Here is a 19,869-nt window from a genome sequence, read left to right as displayed (position 1 = left end):
GGGATTATATTATACAAATTCATGCTATTAATATGTGATAAAGGCAGTTACGCGTGTTTTCAAAAAATTCACAGGGAGTTTCTACGGTGGGCTCCTTACTTTTAAATATCTTTGGGCAGGAAACAATAGTTCCGATTTTACGTTAAACTATAGCAGATTAATATTCAAACATCAGGATGAAAGTTTTAATTATCATGGGCTCTGAAAGCGATAAGCCTGTAATGCAGGAATCGCAGAATTATCTCCAGTATTTTGGCATTGAAAGTGAAATGATCGTGGCATCGGCCCACCGGAATCCGGACAAGGTGCGCGAAATAGTCATCAATGCCCAGCCACAGGGTTATGGTGTGATTATTGCAGCAGCTGGCATGGCGGCTGCTTTGCCGGGTGTGGTATCAGCGTATACTTCCCTCCCGGTGCTGGGGGTTCCCCTGGAAGGCGGCCTGCCCGGCGGTGTGGACGCCCTGTATTCCATTGTGCAGATGCCCGCGGGGCTGCCGGTAGGCACCCTGGCGGTAGGTAAAGCAGGCGCAAGGAATGCGGCGGTACTGGCAGCAAGGATCATCGCCCTGAGCGACAAAAAAACAGCCGAACGCGTAGAAGCGTTCAAACAGAACGGATACCGGGTCTAGCTCAGTTATTGCAGGATGCGCAGGCCCCATGGCTTACGCATCCTGTTCTTCCAGTCCAGATCCGAAATGCAGACATCTAAATTGAACCGCACTTGACAGAATCGATCATTAACCTGGACAGCGTAAATCCCATTGAGTTTTTCGGAGTGAATAACGGAAAGCTGGACTTATTAAAAAAGAAGTTCCCCTTATTGAAGATCCTTAGCCGCGGCACACAGCTCAAGCTATCCGGCGCGCCGGAAGAAGTGGCCACCGCGAAGGAAAAGATCGGGCAGATCGTGAGCTACCTTGAACGTAACGGGCACCTGAGCGAGAATTATTTCGAGCAGATACTGGGCGAAGAGGAAGGCACCGGCGTCGATCACTTTAAGGACCGGAACCCTAACGAAGTGCTGGTATTCGGCCCCAACGGGCGCACGATCCGCGCTAAGACCGCCAACCAGAAGAAAATGGTGGCGCTGGCAGACAAGAACGACATCGTGTTTGCCATCGGCCCGGCGGGTACCGGGAAAACCTATACTGCTGTAGCCCTCGCCGTAAGAGCGCTGAAGAACAAGGCGGTACGCAAGATCATCCTCACCCGCCCTGCCGTGGAAGCAGGGGAAAGCCTGGGTTTCCTGCCCGGCGACCTGAAGGAAAAGATCGACCCATACCTGCGCCCGCTGTACGATGCGCTGGACGATATGATCCCGCCGGATAAGCTCAGTTATTTCATGACCAACAGGATCATCGAGATCGCACCCCTGGCCTACATGCGCGGCCGTACGCTGGACAATGCCTTTATCCTCCTCGATGAAGCGCAGAACTCCACGGACCTGCAGATGAAAATGTTCCTTACCCGTATCGGTTCCTCCGCCAAGGCGATCATCACGGGCGACCTTACCCAGATAGACCTTCCCAAGAACCAGAAGAGCGGTCTTGGCAGGGCTACCCGCATCCTCCGTAATATAGACGGCATCGGGTACCTAGAACTGGATGAGGAAGACGTGGTTCGTCACAGGCTGGTGAAGGCCATCATCAAGGCTTACGACGCGGCAAGCGATGAGCATGGCTTTGAGAAACGGGTGGACAATTAACACGGTTTTAACAGCCATTTATCGTAGTTTGCGCAATTGAATGATTCCTGTTAATTTTGTTAATGACATTATAACTTTAACCTATCAACCACATGAGCTATTACAGGCGAATTGTTTATTTGATGTGTGTCTCGGGAATATTTTTAACTAGCTGTAAAAAAAGACCTGAACCGCAGGAGGTTGCCCTGGAATTTATGCACGCCATACAGGAATCCAACTTCGAGCGCGCTAAAGAATTTGCTACCAAAGAATCACAACAGGTAATACTGCTCTACTCCATTTTTGACGGGAAACGCAATGAGAACGAGCGTGAAAAGATCAAAAATGCCAAGCTGGAAGTAGTGAACCACCAGGAAGACGGAGATAAAGCAACGGTCACCATCCTCAATTCTTCCGCCAGCCAGCAGGAAACCCTGCAGCTGGTAAAGGAAAGCGGTCAATGGAAAATATCCCTGACACTTGAAAGCATCCTCCCTACCTACGTAGCTCCCGGCACCATGGATATGAACTCAATGGCCCCGCAGACAACGGATTCTTCTACAGCACACTGATTCCTTCCATTATTTTATAGTATTTCGCGGTTTGTTCCTTAATTTTGCGCCCACAAACCGGCAGATCACTGATATTCAGGCTCCTGGAACGCTTAACGCTCCACCGGGCCGCCCGGGTATCAGGGATACCTGTTTCAGGCCATAATGGCCGCAGAAAACCCCTGCCGGCATTAGACGCACATACTAATTTTTTAAAAGAATCATTGAATGACGACAACGAATCCATGGCACAGCGTAAGCCCCGGCGATAAGGTGCCCCACACAGTAACCGGAATTATTGAGATCCCGAAAGGCTCCCGCGCCAAATACGAACTGGATAAGGAAAGCGGCCTGCTGAAGTTGGACCGCGTGCTGTACTCTTCCGTATATTACCCGGCCAATTACGGCTTCATCCCTAAAACATATTGTGACGATAATGACCCGCTGGACATCCTCATCCTCTCCCAGATCGACTGCGTGCCCCTATGCATCGTAGACGCGAAGGTGATAGGCGTGATGCAGATGATAGACGGCGGCGAGGCGGACGATAAGATCATTGCCGTGGCCGCGCACGATATGAGCGTGAACCACATCAACGATATCAGCGAGCTTCCCCCGCACCTGCTGGAGGAGATCCGCCACTTCTTCGAAGAATACAAGAAGCTGGAGAACAAGACCGTGAAAGTGGAAGAATTCCAGAACAAAGAGAAAGCAGAACAGATCATCAACGACGCGTTTGACCTGTACAATAAAACGTTCGGACAACAAAACTAAACACATATGCCGTTACCCCTCGTCTTCGGTTTGATCCTGCTGGGCCTTGTGGCCGGTATTTTCTCCGGCGTGGTGGGCATTGGTGGTGGCATCATCCTTATTCCCGCGCTGGTGTATTTCTTTGGCCTCAGCCAGCACGAAGCGCAAGGCACCTCGCTGGGTATGCTGATGCTGCCCGTAGGTTTCCTGGCGGTGCTCCAGTATTACAAGCAGGGCTTCGTGGATTACAAGCTGGTCCTGTTCATCGCCCTGGGCTTTGTAGCAGGTGGGTTTATCGGCGGCAGGCTGGCAGTGACCCTCCCTGAAACGCTGGTAAAAAAGGTGTTCGCGCTGTTTATGATCGCGGTAGCGGTGAAGATGTTGTTTTTTGATAAGGCCTGAATAAAGGCATTCATCTGAAAGGTGACTGAAAGGCAGGCTTTGCTTTTCAGTCACTTTTTTATTTAACGCCGGTCAAAGAAAAAACCTGTCAATTCTGGCGCCATCGTAATGCAATGGCACGTTCACAGTATGGATGCCGTATAGTAAAAGCGTTCATGACCCGGGGTAAAGGCGTCGAACGGAATGTATCTCCGTCAGAACATCCTCCTGATCAGCCTGAGCTTATGCGTCCTCACCCCTGTATCCGCATTTACGATCCCCTGGTGGTCGATAGGATCGATGCGCACCTTGCCGGAAGCGTGGATGATCTCCTGGTCGCTGAGCAGCAGGCCCACATGGGTGATCTTACCGGCTTCGTTATCGAAAAAAGCGAGATCGCCGGGCTTTGCCTCCTGGATAAGCGACACCGTCTCCCCTTCCGTTGCCTGCTGGTAAGCGTCCCTCAGCAGGGGAATACCGAGGATTTTATACACGGTTTGTGTAAACCCGGAGCAATCCGTTCCGAAAACCGTTTTTCCGCCCCATAAATAAGCCGTATTCAGGAAAGTGTGGGCAATGGGCCGCCATGCAAGGTGAGGTAATTTAGCAGGCGCAAAAGGCTCGATCCCGGACTCTGCGGATACTTTCACATTTCCCCATTGCGATGCGCTCAGTTTCAGCAAACTGCCGTAAGGAATGTATACCGGCTGGCCATTCAGGCTGAGGCGGGCTGCCCACTGCGTGGCAATATGCGTGTAAGGCGCGTTGTAGAGGTCTAACGTAATGGTTTCCAAATGTGATTGCGTTACCCAGCCCTCGTACCCGTCGTACTGTAAACGCACTTTCACCCAACCATCTGCATTAACTGTTTCTGTTTCAACACATTCCCCGAAAATTGCCTGGGAGATCATTTCGCTTTTGTGAGAGGGTTCGGCGCGCAGCGGCATCACCGGCACGATAGTAATGGCAAGTGGCATGTTAATTGTTTAAAATATGTGGGCTGGGTGAACTTTTGACCCGGTTTTGCGTAAATATAATAATAAGCATATGCACCTTCAGCTAAATAACCTGAACGACAAGGAATTGCTGCTTCGCATGCGAAAGTTGCAGGACCGGGAAGCCGCCGGTGTTCTGCTGGACCGATACAGTCACCTCCTGGTGGCGGTGTGCCTTCCGAAGCTTTCACAGGAGAAGCCGGCTGAAACCGTATTTCCCGCATTGATCCGCCAACTGTCCACTCAACTCTCCTCCTCATTCGGTAAATTAAACGAAACAGTATATGCAATAGTTCAAAGTTATTTCGTGAGGGGCAACAAAACAACAGCCCATTATATCGCCCCGCACACCCAACCCATACAGCGGCTGGAAACCCAGGTGGAACACGCCGGCAATAACCCGATAGCGAGAACAACGCTCACTGCCCGCATAGAACAGGCGCTGAGCGGGCTGAACAAAGAAGAAGAAGCGCTCATCACCGGTTTTTACCTCGAACACCAGACGCTGCAGGAACTTGCACAACAGCACCGCACAACGGCGGACAAAGTAAGGAACTCCCTGAAAGGCATCAGGAAGAAAATAGCAACACAACTGAAGGACGTGGCTTATGAATAACGACTCTCCAAGGCAAGAACGGATCCTTAAGATCTTCACCCCTGTACGCTGCATCAACAGGGACCAATTGCTCCGTTACCACCGCGGCAGTATGACAGCTGTGGAAAAACATCTGATCGAGCAACATATTGTAGACTGCGATCTTTGCCATGACGCGCTGCTCGCCATGAGCGATCATCATCTGCATGAACAATACGGGCATCTCACCCATGAGCTGAGCCAGTTCATCCACCGCGAGTTCAGCCCGCCGCCGCAACCCGATAAAAAGCAGCAACAGCGCCAGATCCGGCAGCACAGGACTGCAGAAAGCCTGCTGTCTTATTTCTGGGCCATCATGTTCGTCGCCATAGGCGGCGGCAGCGTATTCCTGCTGCAACAGCACCTGAAGAACAGGCCCGCCCTCGCTGCATTGCCCGCCCGTACGGCGAACGCACTGGTCATCCCCGCGCCCGCGGCGCCCGCGGCCGCCGTCGACCCCAATTATCCATCCACACAAACAGGCGCCGGGAAACCGCTGGTGATACATACCCAATACAACTCCAGCGCCCGCGATTCCATCAATAAAACCGGCAACGCCATCAGCGCCGCCAGTATCACGCCCGTAAAACCAGCGCCCAAAGATTCCGCTTCCCTCAAAAGGAAAGCACTAAAAGACAGCACGCCCAAAACGGCCACCGCAGATACAAACGCCCGCCTGGCAGTCAATACACCGGCAACACTGAAAGAAGATCCGAAAAAACAGGAATCAAAAGAAGCAAAAGACCAGAAGTATACTGCTGACGAAAGCGAAAAAACACCCGCACAATCTGAAGCTGAAAAGAACAGCCCTGCCAACAATACCACCACCGCAGCTCCCAACAGCTCGAACAAATCCAACAAAGAAGAATCCAAAGCGCCCGCCTCCGGCGACGAATCCCTCTTCCGCGCCGCTATGCAATACCAGCAGCAGGGCGACATGAACGAAGCGATCAACCAGTTCAAAAAACTTTCCGGTAACGAAAGATACTCCGAAAGAGCCAAGTACCAGCTGGCCATGATCTACAAGAACAAAGGCCAGAACGGCAAAGCCAGAAGGCTTTTCAAAGAAATCATCAAAATGGAAGGGAATATGAAGTCGCTGGCACAAGCGCAACTCAACAACATGAACTAGCTCAGGGGGCCCCGGATTTTTACCTAAAAAAATTTATAAAAAGAACTGGGGCTTGGTTGTTCCGGGGCTGCGGGCTCAGCTTTTTATAAATTTTTTTAGGTAAAAATCCTCCCCTTCGTAACCCGTAAAAATATAGTGAGGGATAGCTGATCACGGTTTGTCGGTGCATGTTAACGGTGCCGGGCATACGTACTTTTTTTTTCTTTGTCTGGTGCTCGTTCTTTTTCTTCGTCTGCGCTTTCGTTTGTTTATCTGGCTTATGCATTTCTCCGCTCGCTTTCTCTACGCTGCCCTCTATGCCTTCGCTATTCTTCTCTATTCTGCTTTACTCTATTCCTTTACTCTACTCTGCTTTACTTTACTCTGCTTTACTTACTCTGCTTTACTTTACTCCGCTTCCCTCTACGCTGCTCTGCATCACATTTTTAAAACCAATGCCCGGGGTAGCGCTGTGGGGGAAGGATTTTACCTTTTTATTTTTTTAAATGACTGAGCCCACAGCCCCGGAACAACTCTGCCCAGTTTCATTTAAAAAAATAAAAAGGTAAAATCCGGTAAAATTTTATGGAAATGGGAGAAGACGTTATCTTAAGGGGGTGAATCCCTCCGAACAACATCAGAACCTGGGCGATCAGGAATTGTTACAGCGGTACAAAGCCGATGGGAATGGCGACTGGATAGGCATTCTGTTCGACCGCTATGCCCTGCTGCTGCTTGGCCTTTGTATGAAGTACCTGAAAAATGAAGAAGACGCCCGGGACAGCGTGCAGCAGATCTTTTTGAAAGTGCTGTCAGACATCCATAAGCACGACGTGGTCTACTTCAAGGCCTGGATCTACCAGGTGGCTCGGAATCATTGCCTGATGCAGCTGCGGCATCATAAGGAACTGGAGCTGAAGGAAGATTATATGCCCGGGGCCGCACAGCAGGAGGATATTTCCACGGAGGTATACGTACAGAAAGATACCATGCTGGAACATATGGGACGGGCGCTGGGTGAACTGAACAAAGAACAGGCCACCTGCGTGAGAATGTTTTACCTTGAAAAGAAATCGTACCAGGAAATAACAGACGAGACGGGATTCAGCCTGCTGCAGGTTAAAAGTTACATACAGAATGGAAAAAGGAACCTCAAAATATTATTGGAAAAGTACAGTAAAAATAAACGCTAACTTGCAATTAAATGCAGTAGCGATCATCTGCCTTATATGAACGAACATTTTGCCGACATATTCACTCAAACCGCTTGTCCCAGCCAGGACCAGCTGTTGGCGTACGTTAAGGGGGAACTGAGTGCGGAAGAACGTCATGAAGTGGAACTTCACCTGCAGGACTGCGAAATGTGCAGCGAAGCGGTAGAAGGTTTGACGGCGATCTCCCGGAAAGACCAGATCCCCGGATGGCTGCGGCAGGCCAAATACAACGTGCTGCAAAAGCTCCGCAAAAGAACACATCGGAGAAGAAAGACCGATTTTTACCTTTATATCGCCATCGTTACGCTGGTAGTAATATTCCTGCTGCTGGGCTTCTACTGGATCTTCCACTTCGTAACGGCCCGCTGATCAGTATAATTTTTTATTCTCCAGACGGTCCCACTCACGGAATACTTCCCTGGCGGCTTCATGCGGGAAAGGAATGAAAGGAATTTTTTTCTGCCCGTGCGGCAAATCAATTTCCCTGTAAATAAAAGAATCATCGAAGTGGATAGCCGCGGCTTCTTCTTTGGTATTGGCGAAGAACACCCTTTGCGGGCGTGCCCAGTAAATGGCGCCCAGGCACATGGGGCAGGGTTCGCAGGAAGTGTAGATCTCACAGTCGGTCAGCTGGAATGTGCCAAGGTTGTGGCAGGCGTTGCGAATCGCTACCACTTCGGCATGCGCGGTTGGATCGTTGTGGGTTAACACCTGGTTCCAGCCCTCTCCCACCACTTCATCGCCCCTCACTACAATGGAACCGAAAGGCCCGCCGTCACCGTTCCGCATGCCTTTCCGGGACAATTCTATGGCCAGTGCCATGAATTTCTTTTCTCTTTCTCCGATCTGGTACATATACGTTCTGTTTTCCGGGTTAATAACCCAAATGTACGGAAAATCAAGGCGTTCCGTAAACCGTACAGGGGAAGGCGCAGGGCTCTGCGCCCTTCCTGTAGGCCTTTTAACCCTCATCATCCTAACAACACGTTCTTGTTACGCCGGCCCGGCCGTGCGTAAAGTTCTTGCCGAATGAATGCGGGCAGTAACGTATGCGTACTTCACACAATATAGTCATGTATGTTAGATTAAACAAATTTTTAATTTGATGTATTTACTAATGTATTCGCCCTGATATCATTGGGGCATAAAAAAAACCCGGGCGAAGATTCACCCGGGTATTACCTGTAACTGTATATCGTCGTATTAGAATAGACTTTTTAAGTATTCCTGATCACTACCACTCCGTCGAACACATCCACAAGTACCGGTCTGCTCTTATCGATCTCGCCGGCGAGGATCTTTTTACTGAGGAGATTGACGATCTCCTTCTGGATCAGGCGTTTCAGTGGCCTGGCGCCGAACTGCGGGTCGAAGCCCTGTTCTGCCAGGTAGTCAAGCGCATACTCAGAGAATTCCAATATCATGCCATTTTTACTTACCAGCTCGCGCAGTTGTTGTAATTGTATGTTAATAATACCTCTTACTTCAGAGCGCAGCAGCGGCTGGAACATGATCACTTCATCCACACGGTTCAGGAACTCGGGCCTGATGGTCTGTTTCAGCAGGCCCATCACCTCATCTTTCGTTTTATCCACTATCTCGTCGCGGTTGCCTTCGTTGATCTTTTCGAAGTTCTCCTGGATGATGTGGCTGCCCATGTTGCTGGTCATGATAATGATTGTGTTCTTGAAATTCACCAACCGGCCTTTGTTATCCGTCAGGCGGCCGTCGTCCAGCACCTGGAGCAGGATGTTGAAGGTATCGGGATGGGCTTTTTCGATCTCGTCGAGCAGCACCACGCTATATGGTTTACGTCGAACGGCCTCAGTTAGTTGCCCGCCCTCGTCATAACCGACATAACCCGGAGGCGCGCCCACCAGCCTGCTCACGGCATGTTTTTCCTGGTATTCGCTCATGTCTATGCGCGTCATCATGCTTTCATCGTCGAACAGGAAATCTGCCAGCGCCTTGGCCAGCTCCGTTTTACCGACGCCGGTGGTGCCCAGGAAAATAAAGGAACCGATCGGCCGCTTCGGGTCGTTCAGGCCGGCGCGGCTCCTGCGGATGGCGTCCGCCACGGCCACGATCGCTTCGTCCTGCCCTACTACCCTTTTATGCAACTCGTCTTCTAGCTGAAGGAGCTTGTCTTTTTCGCTTTGCAGCATTCTGGTGACGGGAATGCCGGTGGCTTTCGCAACGTTCTCGGCGATGTCTTCCGCATCCACCTCTTCCTTCAGCAGTCTTTTATGGTTGGTAGATAACTCGTTCAGTTCCCGGGTAAGATCGGCGGCCAATTTTTCCTGATCTTTGATCTTCCCGTAGCGGATCTCGGCCACTTTACCGAAGTCGCCGTTCCTTTCTGCCTGCTCGGCTTCCAGCTTCAGGTCTTCGATGGCGGCTTTGGCATTCTGCACTTTGTCTACCAGCTCTTTTTCCTGCTGCCATTTGGACTTGAAGGTATTACGCTCTTCGCTCAGGCGCGCTATTTCAGCGCCCAGCTCGTTCAGCTTTTCTTTGTCGTTCTCGCGTTTGATCGCTTCGCGCTCGATCTCCAGCTGGCGGATGCGGCGTTCCAGCTCGTCCAGCTCTTCGGGCATGGAATTCATTTCCAGCCGAAGCTTGGCCGCGCTTTCATCTATCAGGTCGATCGCCTTGTCCGGCAAAAAGCGGTCTGTTACATACCGGTGCGAAAGCTCAACCGCGGCGATGATCGCTTCGTCTTTAATCAGCACATGGTGGTGGTTTTCGTACCTTTCTTTCAGGCCGCGGAGGATGGAGATCGCGTCTTCCACGCTGGGCTCGTCTATGAGCACTTTCTGGAAGCGGCGTTCGAGCGCTTTATCTTTTTCGAAATATTTCTGGTATTCGTTCAGCGTGGTAGCGCCGATGGCCCTGAGCTCGCCGCGGGCAAGCGCGGGTTTCAGGATGTTGGCAGCGTCCATCGCACCTTCCATGGCGCCTGCGCCAATGAGGGTATGAATTTCGTCGATGAACAGGATAATGCCGCCGTTGCTTTCCGCCACTTCTTTTACCACTGCTTTTAGCCTTTCTTCAAATTCGCCGCGGTATTTGGCGCCGGCCATCAGCGCGCCCATGTCCAGCGCGTAGATGATCTTGTTGTGCAGGTTATCCGGCACGTCGCCGTTGATGATCCGGTGCGCGAGCCCTTCCGCGATGGCGGTTTTACCAACGCCGGGCTCGCCCACGAGTATCGGGTTGTTCTTGGAGCGGCGGGAAAGGATATGCAGCGTTCTGCGGATCTCTTCATCGCGGCCGATCACAGGATCCAGCTTACCGGCGCGGGCCAGTTCGTTGAGGTTCTTGGCGTATTTTTCGAGACTGTTATATTGTGCGTCCGCCGTTTGGGAGTTCACGGTGCCTCCTTTACGGAGCTCCGTGATGGCGGATTTCAGGCCCTTCTCGGTGAGGCCCGCGTCTTTTAATAGTTTGGACGTATCGTCGCTGCCGCCAAGAAGGCCCAGCAGCAAATGTTCCACGCTCACGAATTCATCTTTGAATTCCTTAATGCTGGAACCCGCACGGAGAATGGCGTTGTTGGCATCCCTGCTCAGCACCTGCCCGCCTTCGCCGTTGCCGATCACGGCGTATTTCTGGACCTGCTCGTTGAGCTTCGTATCCAGGAACCCCGTATTCACGTCGTTCTTTTTCAGCAGGTATTCAATACTGTTATCTTCATCCTGCAGCAACGCCTTCAGGATGTGGCCGGTTTCAATCGCCGAATTGCGGTGATTGAAGGCCAGCTGTTGCGCAGCCTGCAGCGTTTCCTGCGATTTGATGGTAAAGTTATTTAAGTTCATATCTGTTATATCTACTTTAAGGTTAACGGTTGGTTTGAATGATTTGTTTATGCCTGATCAAATGTTGATCCAAGGTATTTTCACCGGTTATTTTGACAGCATCCGGATGTTTAAACTGCTTTAATTTCAGTTTATCCGCATATGGACTGTTATTTTGTCTATCCCCTTCATTATTAACTCCTTACAGCAATACCTGCATTAAATCAACCTTTATATTGAACTGTATGGAATTTAACCTGTTATAGAACAGTTACCACGTACTAACCCTAAGGACCGCGAGCATCTATTTCGTTCACCACCAAAACTTTTATTTTATGGCTTTCGATCTCATTGACACCCTGAAAAACCTTTTCAACAATGATTTTAGTAATAAAGCCGCCGCACAGTTAGGCGAAAATGAATCCAGCGTACAGAAGGCCCTTGGGGGCATCATCCCGGCCGTATTGACCGGTTTGCTCAATAAAGCCGGCTCCGGCGACACGGGCGGGCTGATCGGTATGATCAAAGACGCCGCGGGAGCGAACCTTTCCCAGCTGGGCAACCTCGGCAGCGGGCTGCCGGCGGGATTGCTGGCAAAGGGGGCAGACATCCTGCGGTCCTTGTTCGGCAGCAAAGCCGGTGACCTTACCGGCGCAATTGCCAGTTATGCGGGCATTAAAGTACAGTCCGCCGAAACCCTTCTTCAAACAGCCGCGCCTGCGTCGCTGGGCGTAATCGGGCAGCAGGCCGCCGCGCAGAACCTCAGCCCCTCCGGCATCCTGGATATACTCAACAGCCAGAAAGACAAGATACTGGCAGCCATTCCCCCGGGCCTGGGCCTTGCCAGCCTGCTGGGCGTAAGCAGCCTGGGCGATATCGGCAACAAGCTCACGGGCATTACCAACTCCCTGAAACATACCACGGACAGTGTGGGCCACTCCGTTACCAACACCGGCGGCAACCGCTGGGTTACCTGGCTCATTATTGCCATTGCGCTGATATTATTGCTCTGGTGGCTGCTGAAAGGCTGCGGCGGGCAGCATACCACTCCCGTTACCGATTCTGTGGCCGTTTCGCATATGGAAGATACCGCAGTGGGCGCCGTTAGCACCGCTCCTGTTGCGACCCGCGAGGCGATCAAGGTGACCCTGCCGGACGGCGTTGTGCTGGAAGCGTATAAAGGCGGTATTGAAGACCAGCTGGTGGCCTTCCTGCAAGATCCGAACACCAAAGGCGGCAAAGACCAGTGGTTCGATTTCGATAACCTGAACTTCAAGACCGGCAGCGCGGAGCTTACGGAAGAAAGCAATGTGCAGATCAGCAACCTGGCGGCCATCCTTAATGCTTTCCCCAAGGCGAAGATCAAGATCGGCGGGTATACGGACGCTACCGGCGACGCCAAAGCCAACCAGAAGCTGTCGCAGGAACGTGCGGAAGCCGTGCACCACGCCCTCAGCGGGAAGAATGTAAAACCGGTGCAGTTGATGGGCGCGGAAGGTTATGGCTCAGCGTTCGCAAAAGCCGCGGCGGACGCGCCGGATGAAGAACGTAAGAAAGACAGGAGAATATCTGTAGGGGTACGTGAGAAATAATTCCATTCAAACTGCGATATCAATACAATGAAAGAGAGGGCTTTTTGCGGCCCTCTCTTTTTTATGCTTCCTTTTTTACCAGGATGACCCGGTTCCTGTCAGTTTTGTAGATCGTGCTGAAGAACTCCTCCAGTGCCTTGTAGTCCTTTGCAGGGTATTGCCCCGCCTTCAGCTCGCAGGTCCGGATGTAAGTGATCCTGTTGCCTTCCACTTTCACGCTGGCCTGGTATTTCCCGAACGGTGTTTCCAGCATTACCGGCGGAAACATGGCTTCGGGCGTATAGCCGTCAGGGATAGTGATCTCTACTGTGTCCACATCGCGGGAGGACGTGCGCAGCCAGATGTCGGACCTGCGCGCATCGTCCTGCGTGAGCTTGGTCGTGTTGCGATTGAGCACATTGGGTACGATGAAGAGCCTTTTGCCGCTCAGCACCGCGTAATTGGTTACGGTAAGCTCCAGGTCTTCCGTCATTTCCGGAACGGGCCTGGCCCGTGGATGCGGCGTGTATTGAAATTTACGGATATCATAACTGGGGAGGTTCAGTTTTTCCTTGAGTATTTCCAGCTGCTTTTCCGCCGAAACGCTGGTAACGAGGGCATGATACCAGTCCTGCTGCAGGCCGGTGAGCCTGGTGGCAGAGGTGGCGCTTAGGTTGCCATCCACGTCAAGCACGGCTTTGAGGTGGCGCAGCTGGAGGTTCTGCTCCAGGGTGTAAGATGGGGTACGCACCAGCTTGCCGCCGCTCTCGGTAACCAGCAGCACGGGGCGGTCGTTCGTAAAGTCGCCGAGGTAGCCGGCCGGCATGGTCTGGTTGGTACATTCCAGCCATACGGTATCTTTCGCCATGGGCACGCAAAGGATGATGTGGTTGAACTGGTCCACCGCGAAATCCTCTATCAGGTCCGTTTCTCCTTCGCCGGCTTTCACCAGCGTGTAATGCGAGCGGATGCCGGCTTCTTTCAGTAGGGAATACATGTAGTTCGATAAGGCTTTACAGTCCCCGTAACGTTTGGTGGCCACGTACGCCGCATCGAAAGGCTGCCAGCCGCCAATGCCCAGCTGGATGCTGATGTAGCGGGTGTTCTGCTGCATGTATTCGTAGAGCAGGCGGACCTTTTCGCGCGGGTCCTGCACATTGTCCGTAAGCTGGTGAACGGTGGCTTTGATATTGTCCGGCAGCACATCGCGGCCTTCGTTGAGCGTGCGCTGGAACTTACCGAAGTCGTCCCAGGAGGACATTTTACCGGTATAGTCGCCGAAAGCGAAATCGCTGGGAGCGAGATATACCATTACGGAACGCATTCTCCAGGGCCCCGCGAGCGGCTCTTCTTTTTGCGCGGCGATGTTCTTCACTTCCCATACAAAGGTCTTATCTCCTTTTCCGGGTATTTTAACGGGCTCGCCATTGTAGTTGAACTGTTTGTAACGCAGGTCGTATTCAGCAGGCACGGTCACGGATAAACGGCTTTGCTCCACTGCGTAATTATCCGTGCCCTGGGGCGTCCAGGAGCGGAAGCCGGCGGTGCTGCGGAAGCGTGTTTCCACTTCGTATTCGATGGTGTAAGGATATACTTTATAGTAGAAGTCGTGCGACTTGATGCGGCTGTCGTCTATCAGGTTGTTGTCGCTCACGCCGCTGCGGTCGCTCACCTCGCTTTGTTTGAGCTTGCGGAGCTGCTTGCCGGACGCGTCGTACAGGGCGCCGCGGAAGCCGGTGATCTCGCGGTATTTGTCGTACCAGGAGCTGAAACCGGAATATCTATCGCCTTTTTCATTCAGGATGGTGAGCACGATCTTATGCGTCACCCGCATGTCCCTGAGGTCATTCAGCTTCATGGTCACTTCTTCCACGCGCTGCACCACATCCGCATTTTTCAGCAGGGCTTCGGGGATAGCGCTCACGGGGTACTGCGGGTCCGCGGCAAAGGCCGTGATGCTGCACAGTAATAAAAATGCGGTCAGTCTCATGATTTTTTCTTTAAAACGATCTGTTCGCCGTGTTTTTTCACCACGAAATCAAAAAACTCCCGGAGGCCGTCATATTCGTCCGGCGCATACAGGGCGCGGCTGAGCCTGATGCGGGAGCGCAGCTGGATCAGGTTGCCCTGCTGCTGCGCGACGTACTGGAACACGCCTTCGCCGTCGTTGTATTTCACGATGGCGGATTTCGGTATTTCTTCCACGGTGTAGCTATCAGGCACCTGGAAGCTGAGGGTAAAGTTGACGTCGCTTACAGACGGCATTTCCACGGGATAGGTACGCACAGCGGATTTGAAAGGATTGCTGCGCAGCGATTCGGAGAACATGGGGTGCAGGTAAAGCATGCCGCCCTCGTCTGTTCCCTTCAGCTTAAAATCATATTCCACCACCGCCTGTTCGCTGTAATCTTTCAGGTTCCTGATCGTGCCGTTCTTCAGCTCAATGTCTGTCATAAAACCTTTCGCCACTTCCTTAAAATATTCGTCCTCTCCTTTTTCCTTGATGCGCGAGCGCAGGTCGTACGATTCAAAATAAGTGAGCTGGCGCTGGTAATGGCCGGTGAATTCGCCTTTTTCGTCCGGTGAAATGAAGATGCCTGTTACCGTGGCTTCCCGCAGCGAATCCGCTTCAAAGCTGAGCGGCGTGGCTTCCGGGTTTATTTTGCGGGCATGGCCGTTGTATACGGACGCATGCAGCTTGCCGAAGCCCAGGTACGGGCGGGTGGCGTCCATAAAATATTCTGCGCCGTCCACATCCAGGCAAACCACGGTATAGTTCAGCTTGGAATGGATGGGATAGATCGGGTAGGTTTTGCCGTGAGAGCGTGTGCTGAGCATCACCGGCGCCGCATTCAGCCCGGCTTTGAGCAGCATGGCGGTGAGCAGGAGATTGATGTCCGCCACATTCCCGTTCCGTTTGGTGAACGTGGTTTTCAGCCCCTGTGTGCCAACGATGGAAGAGTAATCTGTGCAGGTATAGTTGTCACGCACGAAACTGTATATCTTTTCCGCTTTTTCTTTCGGCCCGGCCGCGCCTTTCGTCAATTCCTCCACCTGGTCTGACAGGAAGCCGTTGTTTTTGCTGAGGTCTTCGCCATAATAAGGGTGCTTCAACAACTCTTCCGTGAATTTCGGCCAGGTGCTCATGATCTGGCGCACCGGCGATTCGGGGAAGCGGATGGCGGAGAGCTGGAATTCTATTGAGGCAACGTGGTTACTGAGCGTGGTCACGTAATTCTCTTCTTTCAACGCCGGCACATCCTTCATCACCCAGCGGTGGCGGGTAATGCCGGGGCTGACGGTAACGTTCTGCGAACGCGTGCCGCTGTTGCCGCCGTAGCCATCGTTTTCAGGCACCCGGAAGCTGAAGGTCTTGCGGGAATTCTCGCTGTCTTTGATATGAAAAGGATGATACCCCTGGCTGAGGAAGATGTATTCATAATATTCCGGCAGCGTTACTTCGTATTCGCTCCAGAGCACGGGCGCTTCGGTAGACTGGAACGACCAGGACCGCAGGTCGCGCGGGAATTCCGAGTTGATCGTATAAGTGTATTCGATGATAGAGCCTTCTTTCACCGCGGGCAGCGTGAATTTTTTGAGGCTGTAGGTTTTATCCAGCTTTTCGGTGAACACGGATTTGCTTTCCAGCTTCGTTTCCACGACTTTGCCGTTTTCCAGGTTGTAGGTCACCGCTCTGAGGTTCACCACCCTTTCTTCCTTGGTTCCTTCCGTGCGGATCGGGATGGTGATATTGGCGCGGTCGTACCCGTTCTTATTGAGGATATGAATGCGCTGGTAGATCTTAAATACCTGCATAAAGTCTTCCTGCCCCGATTCGAATGAGCTGGAGCCCACGTCCGCTATCACGACCGCGCTGGCGGATGAATCGATCTGGTAGGGTGCTTTGCTGAAGTCTTCCGGTTTGATCTTCCCGAAAGAAGCGGGTGGTTTGTCCTGCGCGCTGGTTGAACAAACGGCAAGGAACATTCCAAATAGCAATAGGATGGGTTTAGGAGACATTACTAAGATTGATTAGGTAAAGGGTGTATATACAGCCGTAAAAGTATATATTTTTTTGATTTGGCCATAATTCACGCGGGCGGGGCGAATATTGTAACTTGCGGCAGAAATGCGCACACCGGAGCAAAATACCCTGCTGATCAAGCAGAAAGCCCGTTCCCTCGGGTTTGACCATTGCGGCATTGCCAAAGCAGAGCAGCTTACCGAAGATGCTTACCGGCTGGAGCAGTGGCTGCAACGGGGTATGCACGGCAGTATGCAGTATATGGAAAATTACTTCGACAAGCGGATCGACCCGCGTTTGCTGGTAGACGGGGCGCAGTCTGTGATCACGCTGCTGCTGAACTATTTCCCCGGGCAAATGCAGCAGCCCGAAGCCCCGAAAGTCGCCAAATACGCATATGGCAGGGATTACCATGATGTGATCAGGGAGAAGCTGAACACCCTGCTGGCGGAGCTGCGGGCGGAGATCGGGGATATACAGGGCCGCGGGTTCGTGGATTCCGCGCCAGTGCTGGAGCGGAGCTGGGCGCAGCGGAGCGGGCTGGGCTGGATCGGCAAGAACGGCAACCTGATCCATAAGCAGGCCGGCAGCTTTTTCTTTATTGCCACCCTGATCGTGGACATCCCGCTGGTGTACGACGGCCCCACGGGTGACTACTGCGGCAGCTGCACCCGCTGCCTGGACGCCTGCCCCACCGGGGCGTTGGTTTCGCCTACCGTGGTAGACGGGAGCCGGTGTATTTCCTATTATACCATCGAGCTGAAGGACATGCTCATTCCTTCCGATATGCAGGGCAAATTTGAGAACTGGATGTTCGGCTGCGACATCTGCCAGGACGTATGCCCCTGGAACCGTTTTTCCCGGCCCAATACTGAGTTTACGCCCATTCCCGAGATACTGAACTTCAGCACCGCGCAGTGGGAGGAGATGACCGAGGAAGAGTTCCGGCGGGTATTTGCCAAATCGCCCCTGAAACGCAGGAAATACGCGGGGATACGCAGGAACCTGAAGTTCCTCAAGTCCTGACCCCTCTGTATTTGTCATACAATTGTATCAAACCGCTTCCCGCTTTCGTTTCATTCCTTCCTGCCTGACACGCCAATGTCATATTAAAACGGCGCGCAATACGAATAATACCGGGAAATGTTAGCTTAACGGGACGTGTGATAAGCAACCGTGTAATTCGTTTTACCACCAAAATCAACCCAATGCGTACTTATTTGCTACTCTTCCTGGCAACAGCTTGCTGTTGCCTGCTGGCGCCGCCGTTGAAGGCGCAGACCAGCAATGCCGCTCCTTCCCAGCATCTTGTTTTTAGTTTCCCGGCAGATGCTTCGCTGAAAATGATGAAAGTGAAGATCACCCAGACGGCGTATACGTCGTATTTCTCCGTTTTCAACTGGACAGGTGGTTATGCCGGCCTGCAACACACGCCGGACAGCTCGTCCGGCTCTTCCAAGATCCTCATCGCCTCCCAGTGGGACCCGAACACCGCGGGCGGCGTATTCGCCCGGCAGGCATACCTCGGGGCCGGCACTATCTACAGCCGCTTCGGTGGCGAGGGTGATGGCGCCAAGACCATCAATCCCTACAACTGGACGCTCAACACCTGGTACAATTTCGTGATCAGGGCCTGGAAGCTGAACGGCGAGCTGTTCATCGGCACTTTCGTGCAGAATCTGAGCAACAATCAATGGTTTCACACTTCCACCCTGGCCATTCCCACCCGCACTACCTTCCTGGGTTCCGGTTCCGGCGCTTTCCTGGAGAACTGGCATGGCAGCGATCCCCGCTTCGACGGGCGTTTTGTGCGGAAAGCGTATTTCAAGGACTGCTGGAACCGCACTGATGCCGGCGTATGGCAGAAATCCACCAACCGCTATTTCAGCTGCAATGCCAATGATGCTAACCGCAATGGTATTTACGACTGGGCTTTCAACGCCGGTTTTGACGCCGGGGAAGATGCCTACTTCATGGAGCATGGCGGTAATGTAACGCCGAGCGCGGCTTTCAACGGAGGGCGTGTGCTGGACCTGCCTGTTCAAACCAACCAGGCCAGCAGCCCGTCGCTTACCACCGGCGAGGTGAGCACTGTGAGTGCCTCGTACAGCGCGGGCACGGTGACCGTAAACTGGACAAATAATAACACAAGGAGCCCGCAGTTTTCTTCTACCGTGGAGATATTGAACGCTTCCAATACCGTGGTGGGCACGGTGACGGAAACGCTGCCCCAGAAGCGCAGCGCCGTGATCTCCGGCACGCTGGCAGCGGGCACTTATACTGCACGTGTAACCATTACCGATATATTCGGCGGTGTGTCCGCCGCCAAAACCGTGGCGTTTACAGCGGGTTCCGGCGGTGTGAGCGGCAACTGGTATAAGATCAAAAACGTTTATAGCGGGAAGTACCTGGGGATAGAGAACAGCAGCACGGCCAACCTGGCCTACATTGCCCAGTATACGAACGGCAGCAGCAACAACCTGCAATGGAAGCTGGTGGCCCAGGGAGGGAACTATGTGCTGGTGAACCGCAACAGCGGCAAGGCGATAGACATTGCCAACAGCGATCAGAGCGCCGGCGTGCAGCTCATCCAGTACAGCGTTACAAACGGCCTGAACCAGCAATGGCAGCTTGTTTCAGCCGGTTCCGGCGCTTACCTTATCCGCACCGCCATGAGCAGCGGGAATATTATTGACAATCCCGGCAGCAGCACGGCAGACGGTACGAAGATGATCCTGTACGGAGCTAACGGCGCTACGGGCACGCCCAACCAGCAATGGGTGCTGGAAGACCAGGGCGTGCCGGCTACTTTGCAGGGGCTTTCTTATGCTTCACCTTCTTCGCCGTTAGAAGAAAGCGGCGTTTTGCGCGTTTCTCCCAACCCTGCGTCTTCCTACGTTTACGTGGATCTGCCGGTGAAAGGCACTGAGATCAGGGTATTCAACATGAGCGGGGCGCAGGTGAAGGCAGTGAAGGGTGATTTGTCCGGGAAGGTGCGGGTGGATATTTCCGGGTTGGGGGTTGGGATGTATGTGGTGCGGTTCGAGGGAAGGCAGGCGCGGTTTATTAAGCAGTGAGGCGGCTTTCTTTGTTTATGGGCTTGGGATTGGGACGCCCGGATAAAATTTATTTTTGATTTTTGACGGCAAAG

General features: G+C 52.7%; 17 protein-coding genes. 12 read left to right on the top strand and 5 right to left on the bottom strand.

All coding sequences use genetic code 11. The features are described 5' to 3' along the window. The first annotated feature begins 176 nt into the window (after nt 1-176). From purE to ACTJIK_RS21460, 5 genes are all read left to right on the top strand, one after another. Nucleotides 177-632, top strand: coding sequence for a 5-(carboxyamino)imidazole ribonucleotide mutase (gene purE, locus ACTJIK_RS21480; RefSeq protein ID WP_440649595.1), 456 nt, complete (start codon nt 177-179; stop codon nt 630-632). 92 nt (nt 633-724) lie between these two features. Beyond that, a complete protein-coding gene (locus ACTJIK_RS21475; RefSeq protein WP_440649594.1) occupies nt 725-1,708 on the top strand; it encodes a PhoH family protein in 984 nt (327 codons plus the stop codon). 194 nt (nt 1,709-1,902) lie between these two features. Next, nucleotides 1,903-2,259, top strand: coding sequence for a hypothetical protein (locus tag ACTJIK_RS21470; protein WP_346320293.1), 357 nt, complete (start codon nt 1,903-1,905; stop codon nt 2,257-2,259). 207 nt (nt 2,260-2,466) lie between these two features. Continuing rightward, nucleotides 2,467-3,012 (top strand): inorganic diphosphatase, encoded by a 546-nt coding sequence (locus ACTJIK_RS21465; protein WP_440649593.1) that lies wholly within the window; start codon nt 2,467-2,469, stop codon nt 3,010-3,012. A 6-nt stretch (nt 3,013-3,018) separates the two neighbouring features. Next, nucleotides 3,019-3,393: a TSUP family transporter gene (locus ACTJIK_RS21460; protein ID WP_440649592.1), complete on the top strand. Its 375-nt coding sequence runs from the start codon at nt 3,019-3,021 to the stop codon at nt 3,391-3,393. A 194-nt stretch (nt 3,394-3,587) separates the two neighbouring features. Here ACTJIK_RS21460 and ACTJIK_RS21455 read toward each other — a convergent pair whose 3' ends face one another. Further along, complete coding sequence (locus ACTJIK_RS21455; protein ID WP_440649591.1) at nt 3,588-4,349, bottom strand: C40 family peptidase; 762 nt, start codon at nt 4,347-4,349, stop codon at nt 3,588-3,590. A gap of 70 nt (nt 4,350-4,419) precedes the next feature. Here ACTJIK_RS21455 and ACTJIK_RS21450 point away from each other — a divergent pair, with 70 nt between their 5' ends. From ACTJIK_RS21450 to ACTJIK_RS21435, 4 genes are all read left to right on the top strand, one after another. Next, nucleotides 4,420-4,983 carry a hypothetical protein gene (locus tag ACTJIK_RS21450; RefSeq protein WP_440649590.1) on the top strand — a complete coding sequence of 188 codons (564 nt, stop codon included), beginning with the start codon at nt 4,420-4,422 and terminating at the stop codon, nt 4,981-4,983. Further along, a complete protein-coding gene (locus ACTJIK_RS21445; protein WP_440649589.1) occupies nt 4,976-6,133 on the top strand; it encodes a tetratricopeptide repeat protein in 1,158 nt (385 codons plus the stop codon). Before ACTJIK_RS21450 ends, ACTJIK_RS21445 begins: the two co-directional genes overlap by 8 nt. A 596-nt stretch (nt 6,134-6,729) precedes the next feature. Further along, nucleotides 6,730-7,305, top strand: a complete 576-nt coding sequence (locus ACTJIK_RS21440) for an RNA polymerase sigma factor (RefSeq protein WP_440649588.1) — start codon at nt 6,730-6,732, stop codon at nt 7,303-7,305. A gap of 36 nt (nt 7,306-7,341) precedes the next feature. After that, complete coding sequence (locus tag ACTJIK_RS21435; RefSeq protein WP_440649587.1) at nt 7,342-7,695, top strand: anti-sigma factor family protein; 354 nt, start codon at nt 7,342-7,344, stop codon at nt 7,693-7,695. Here the strand turns inward: ACTJIK_RS21435 and ACTJIK_RS21430 are convergent, their stop codons facing one another. Together ACTJIK_RS21430 and clpB are read right to left on the bottom strand one after the other, a co-directional pair. Next, nucleotides 7,696-8,181, bottom strand: a complete 486-nt coding sequence (locus ACTJIK_RS21430) for a nucleoside deaminase (RefSeq protein WP_440649586.1) — start codon at nt 8,179-8,181, stop codon at nt 7,696-7,698. It abuts the gene before it with no gap. A 362-nt stretch (nt 8,182-8,543) separates the two neighbouring features. After that, nucleotides 8,544-11,144, bottom strand: a complete 2,601-nt coding sequence (gene clpB / locus ACTJIK_RS21425; protein WP_440649585.1) for an ATP-dependent chaperone ClpB — start codon at nt 11,142-11,144, stop codon at nt 8,544-8,546. 314 nt (nt 11,145-11,458) lie between these two features. Between clpB and ACTJIK_RS21420 the strand changes: the two genes are divergently transcribed. Continuing rightward, nucleotides 11,459-12,715, top strand: a complete 1,257-nt coding sequence (locus ACTJIK_RS21420) for a DUF937 domain-containing protein (RefSeq protein WP_440649584.1) — start codon at nt 11,459-11,461, stop codon at nt 12,713-12,715. Between the two features lie 61 nt (nt 12,716-12,776). On the opposite strand, the gene ACTJIK_RS21415 is transcribed toward ACTJIK_RS21420, so the two are convergent. Continuing rightward, nucleotides 12,777-14,684 (bottom strand): DUF3857 domain-containing protein, encoded by a 1,908-nt coding sequence (locus ACTJIK_RS21415; RefSeq protein WP_440649583.1) that lies wholly within the window; start codon nt 14,682-14,684, stop codon nt 12,777-12,779. Continuing rightward, entirely contained in the window at nt 14,681-16,693 is a 2,013-nt protein-coding gene (locus tag ACTJIK_RS21410; RefSeq protein WP_440649582.1) for a DUF3857 domain-containing protein, read from the bottom strand. The genes ACTJIK_RS21415 and ACTJIK_RS21410 overlap by 4 nt, the downstream gene beginning before the upstream one ends. Nucleotides 16,694-16,823: 130 nt before the next feature. On the opposite strand from ACTJIK_RS21410, the gene queG reads away from it, so the two are divergent. Both queG and ACTJIK_RS21400 read left to right on the top strand, forming a co-directional pair. After that, nucleotides 16,824-17,744: a tRNA epoxyqueuosine(34) reductase QueG gene (gene queG, locus ACTJIK_RS21405; protein ID WP_440649581.1), complete on the top strand. Its 921-nt coding sequence runs from the start codon at nt 16,824-16,826 to the stop codon at nt 17,742-17,744. Nucleotides 17,745-17,926: 182 nt separating this feature from the next. Then, complete coding sequence (locus ACTJIK_RS21400) at nt 17,927-19,795, top strand: DUF3472 domain-containing protein (protein WP_440649580.1); 1,869 nt, start codon at nt 17,927-17,929, stop codon at nt 19,793-19,795. Nucleotides 19,796-19,869: the final 74 nt, after the last annotated feature.

The organism is Chitinophaga sp. 22620 (assembly GCF_052044405.1).
Classification (GTDB): Bacteria; Bacteroidota; Bacteroidia; order Chitinophagales; family Chitinophagaceae; genus Chitinophaga.
The sequence above is the reverse complement of the archived record's forward strand: the minus strand, read 5'-3'. Positions and strand labels throughout refer to the sequence as shown.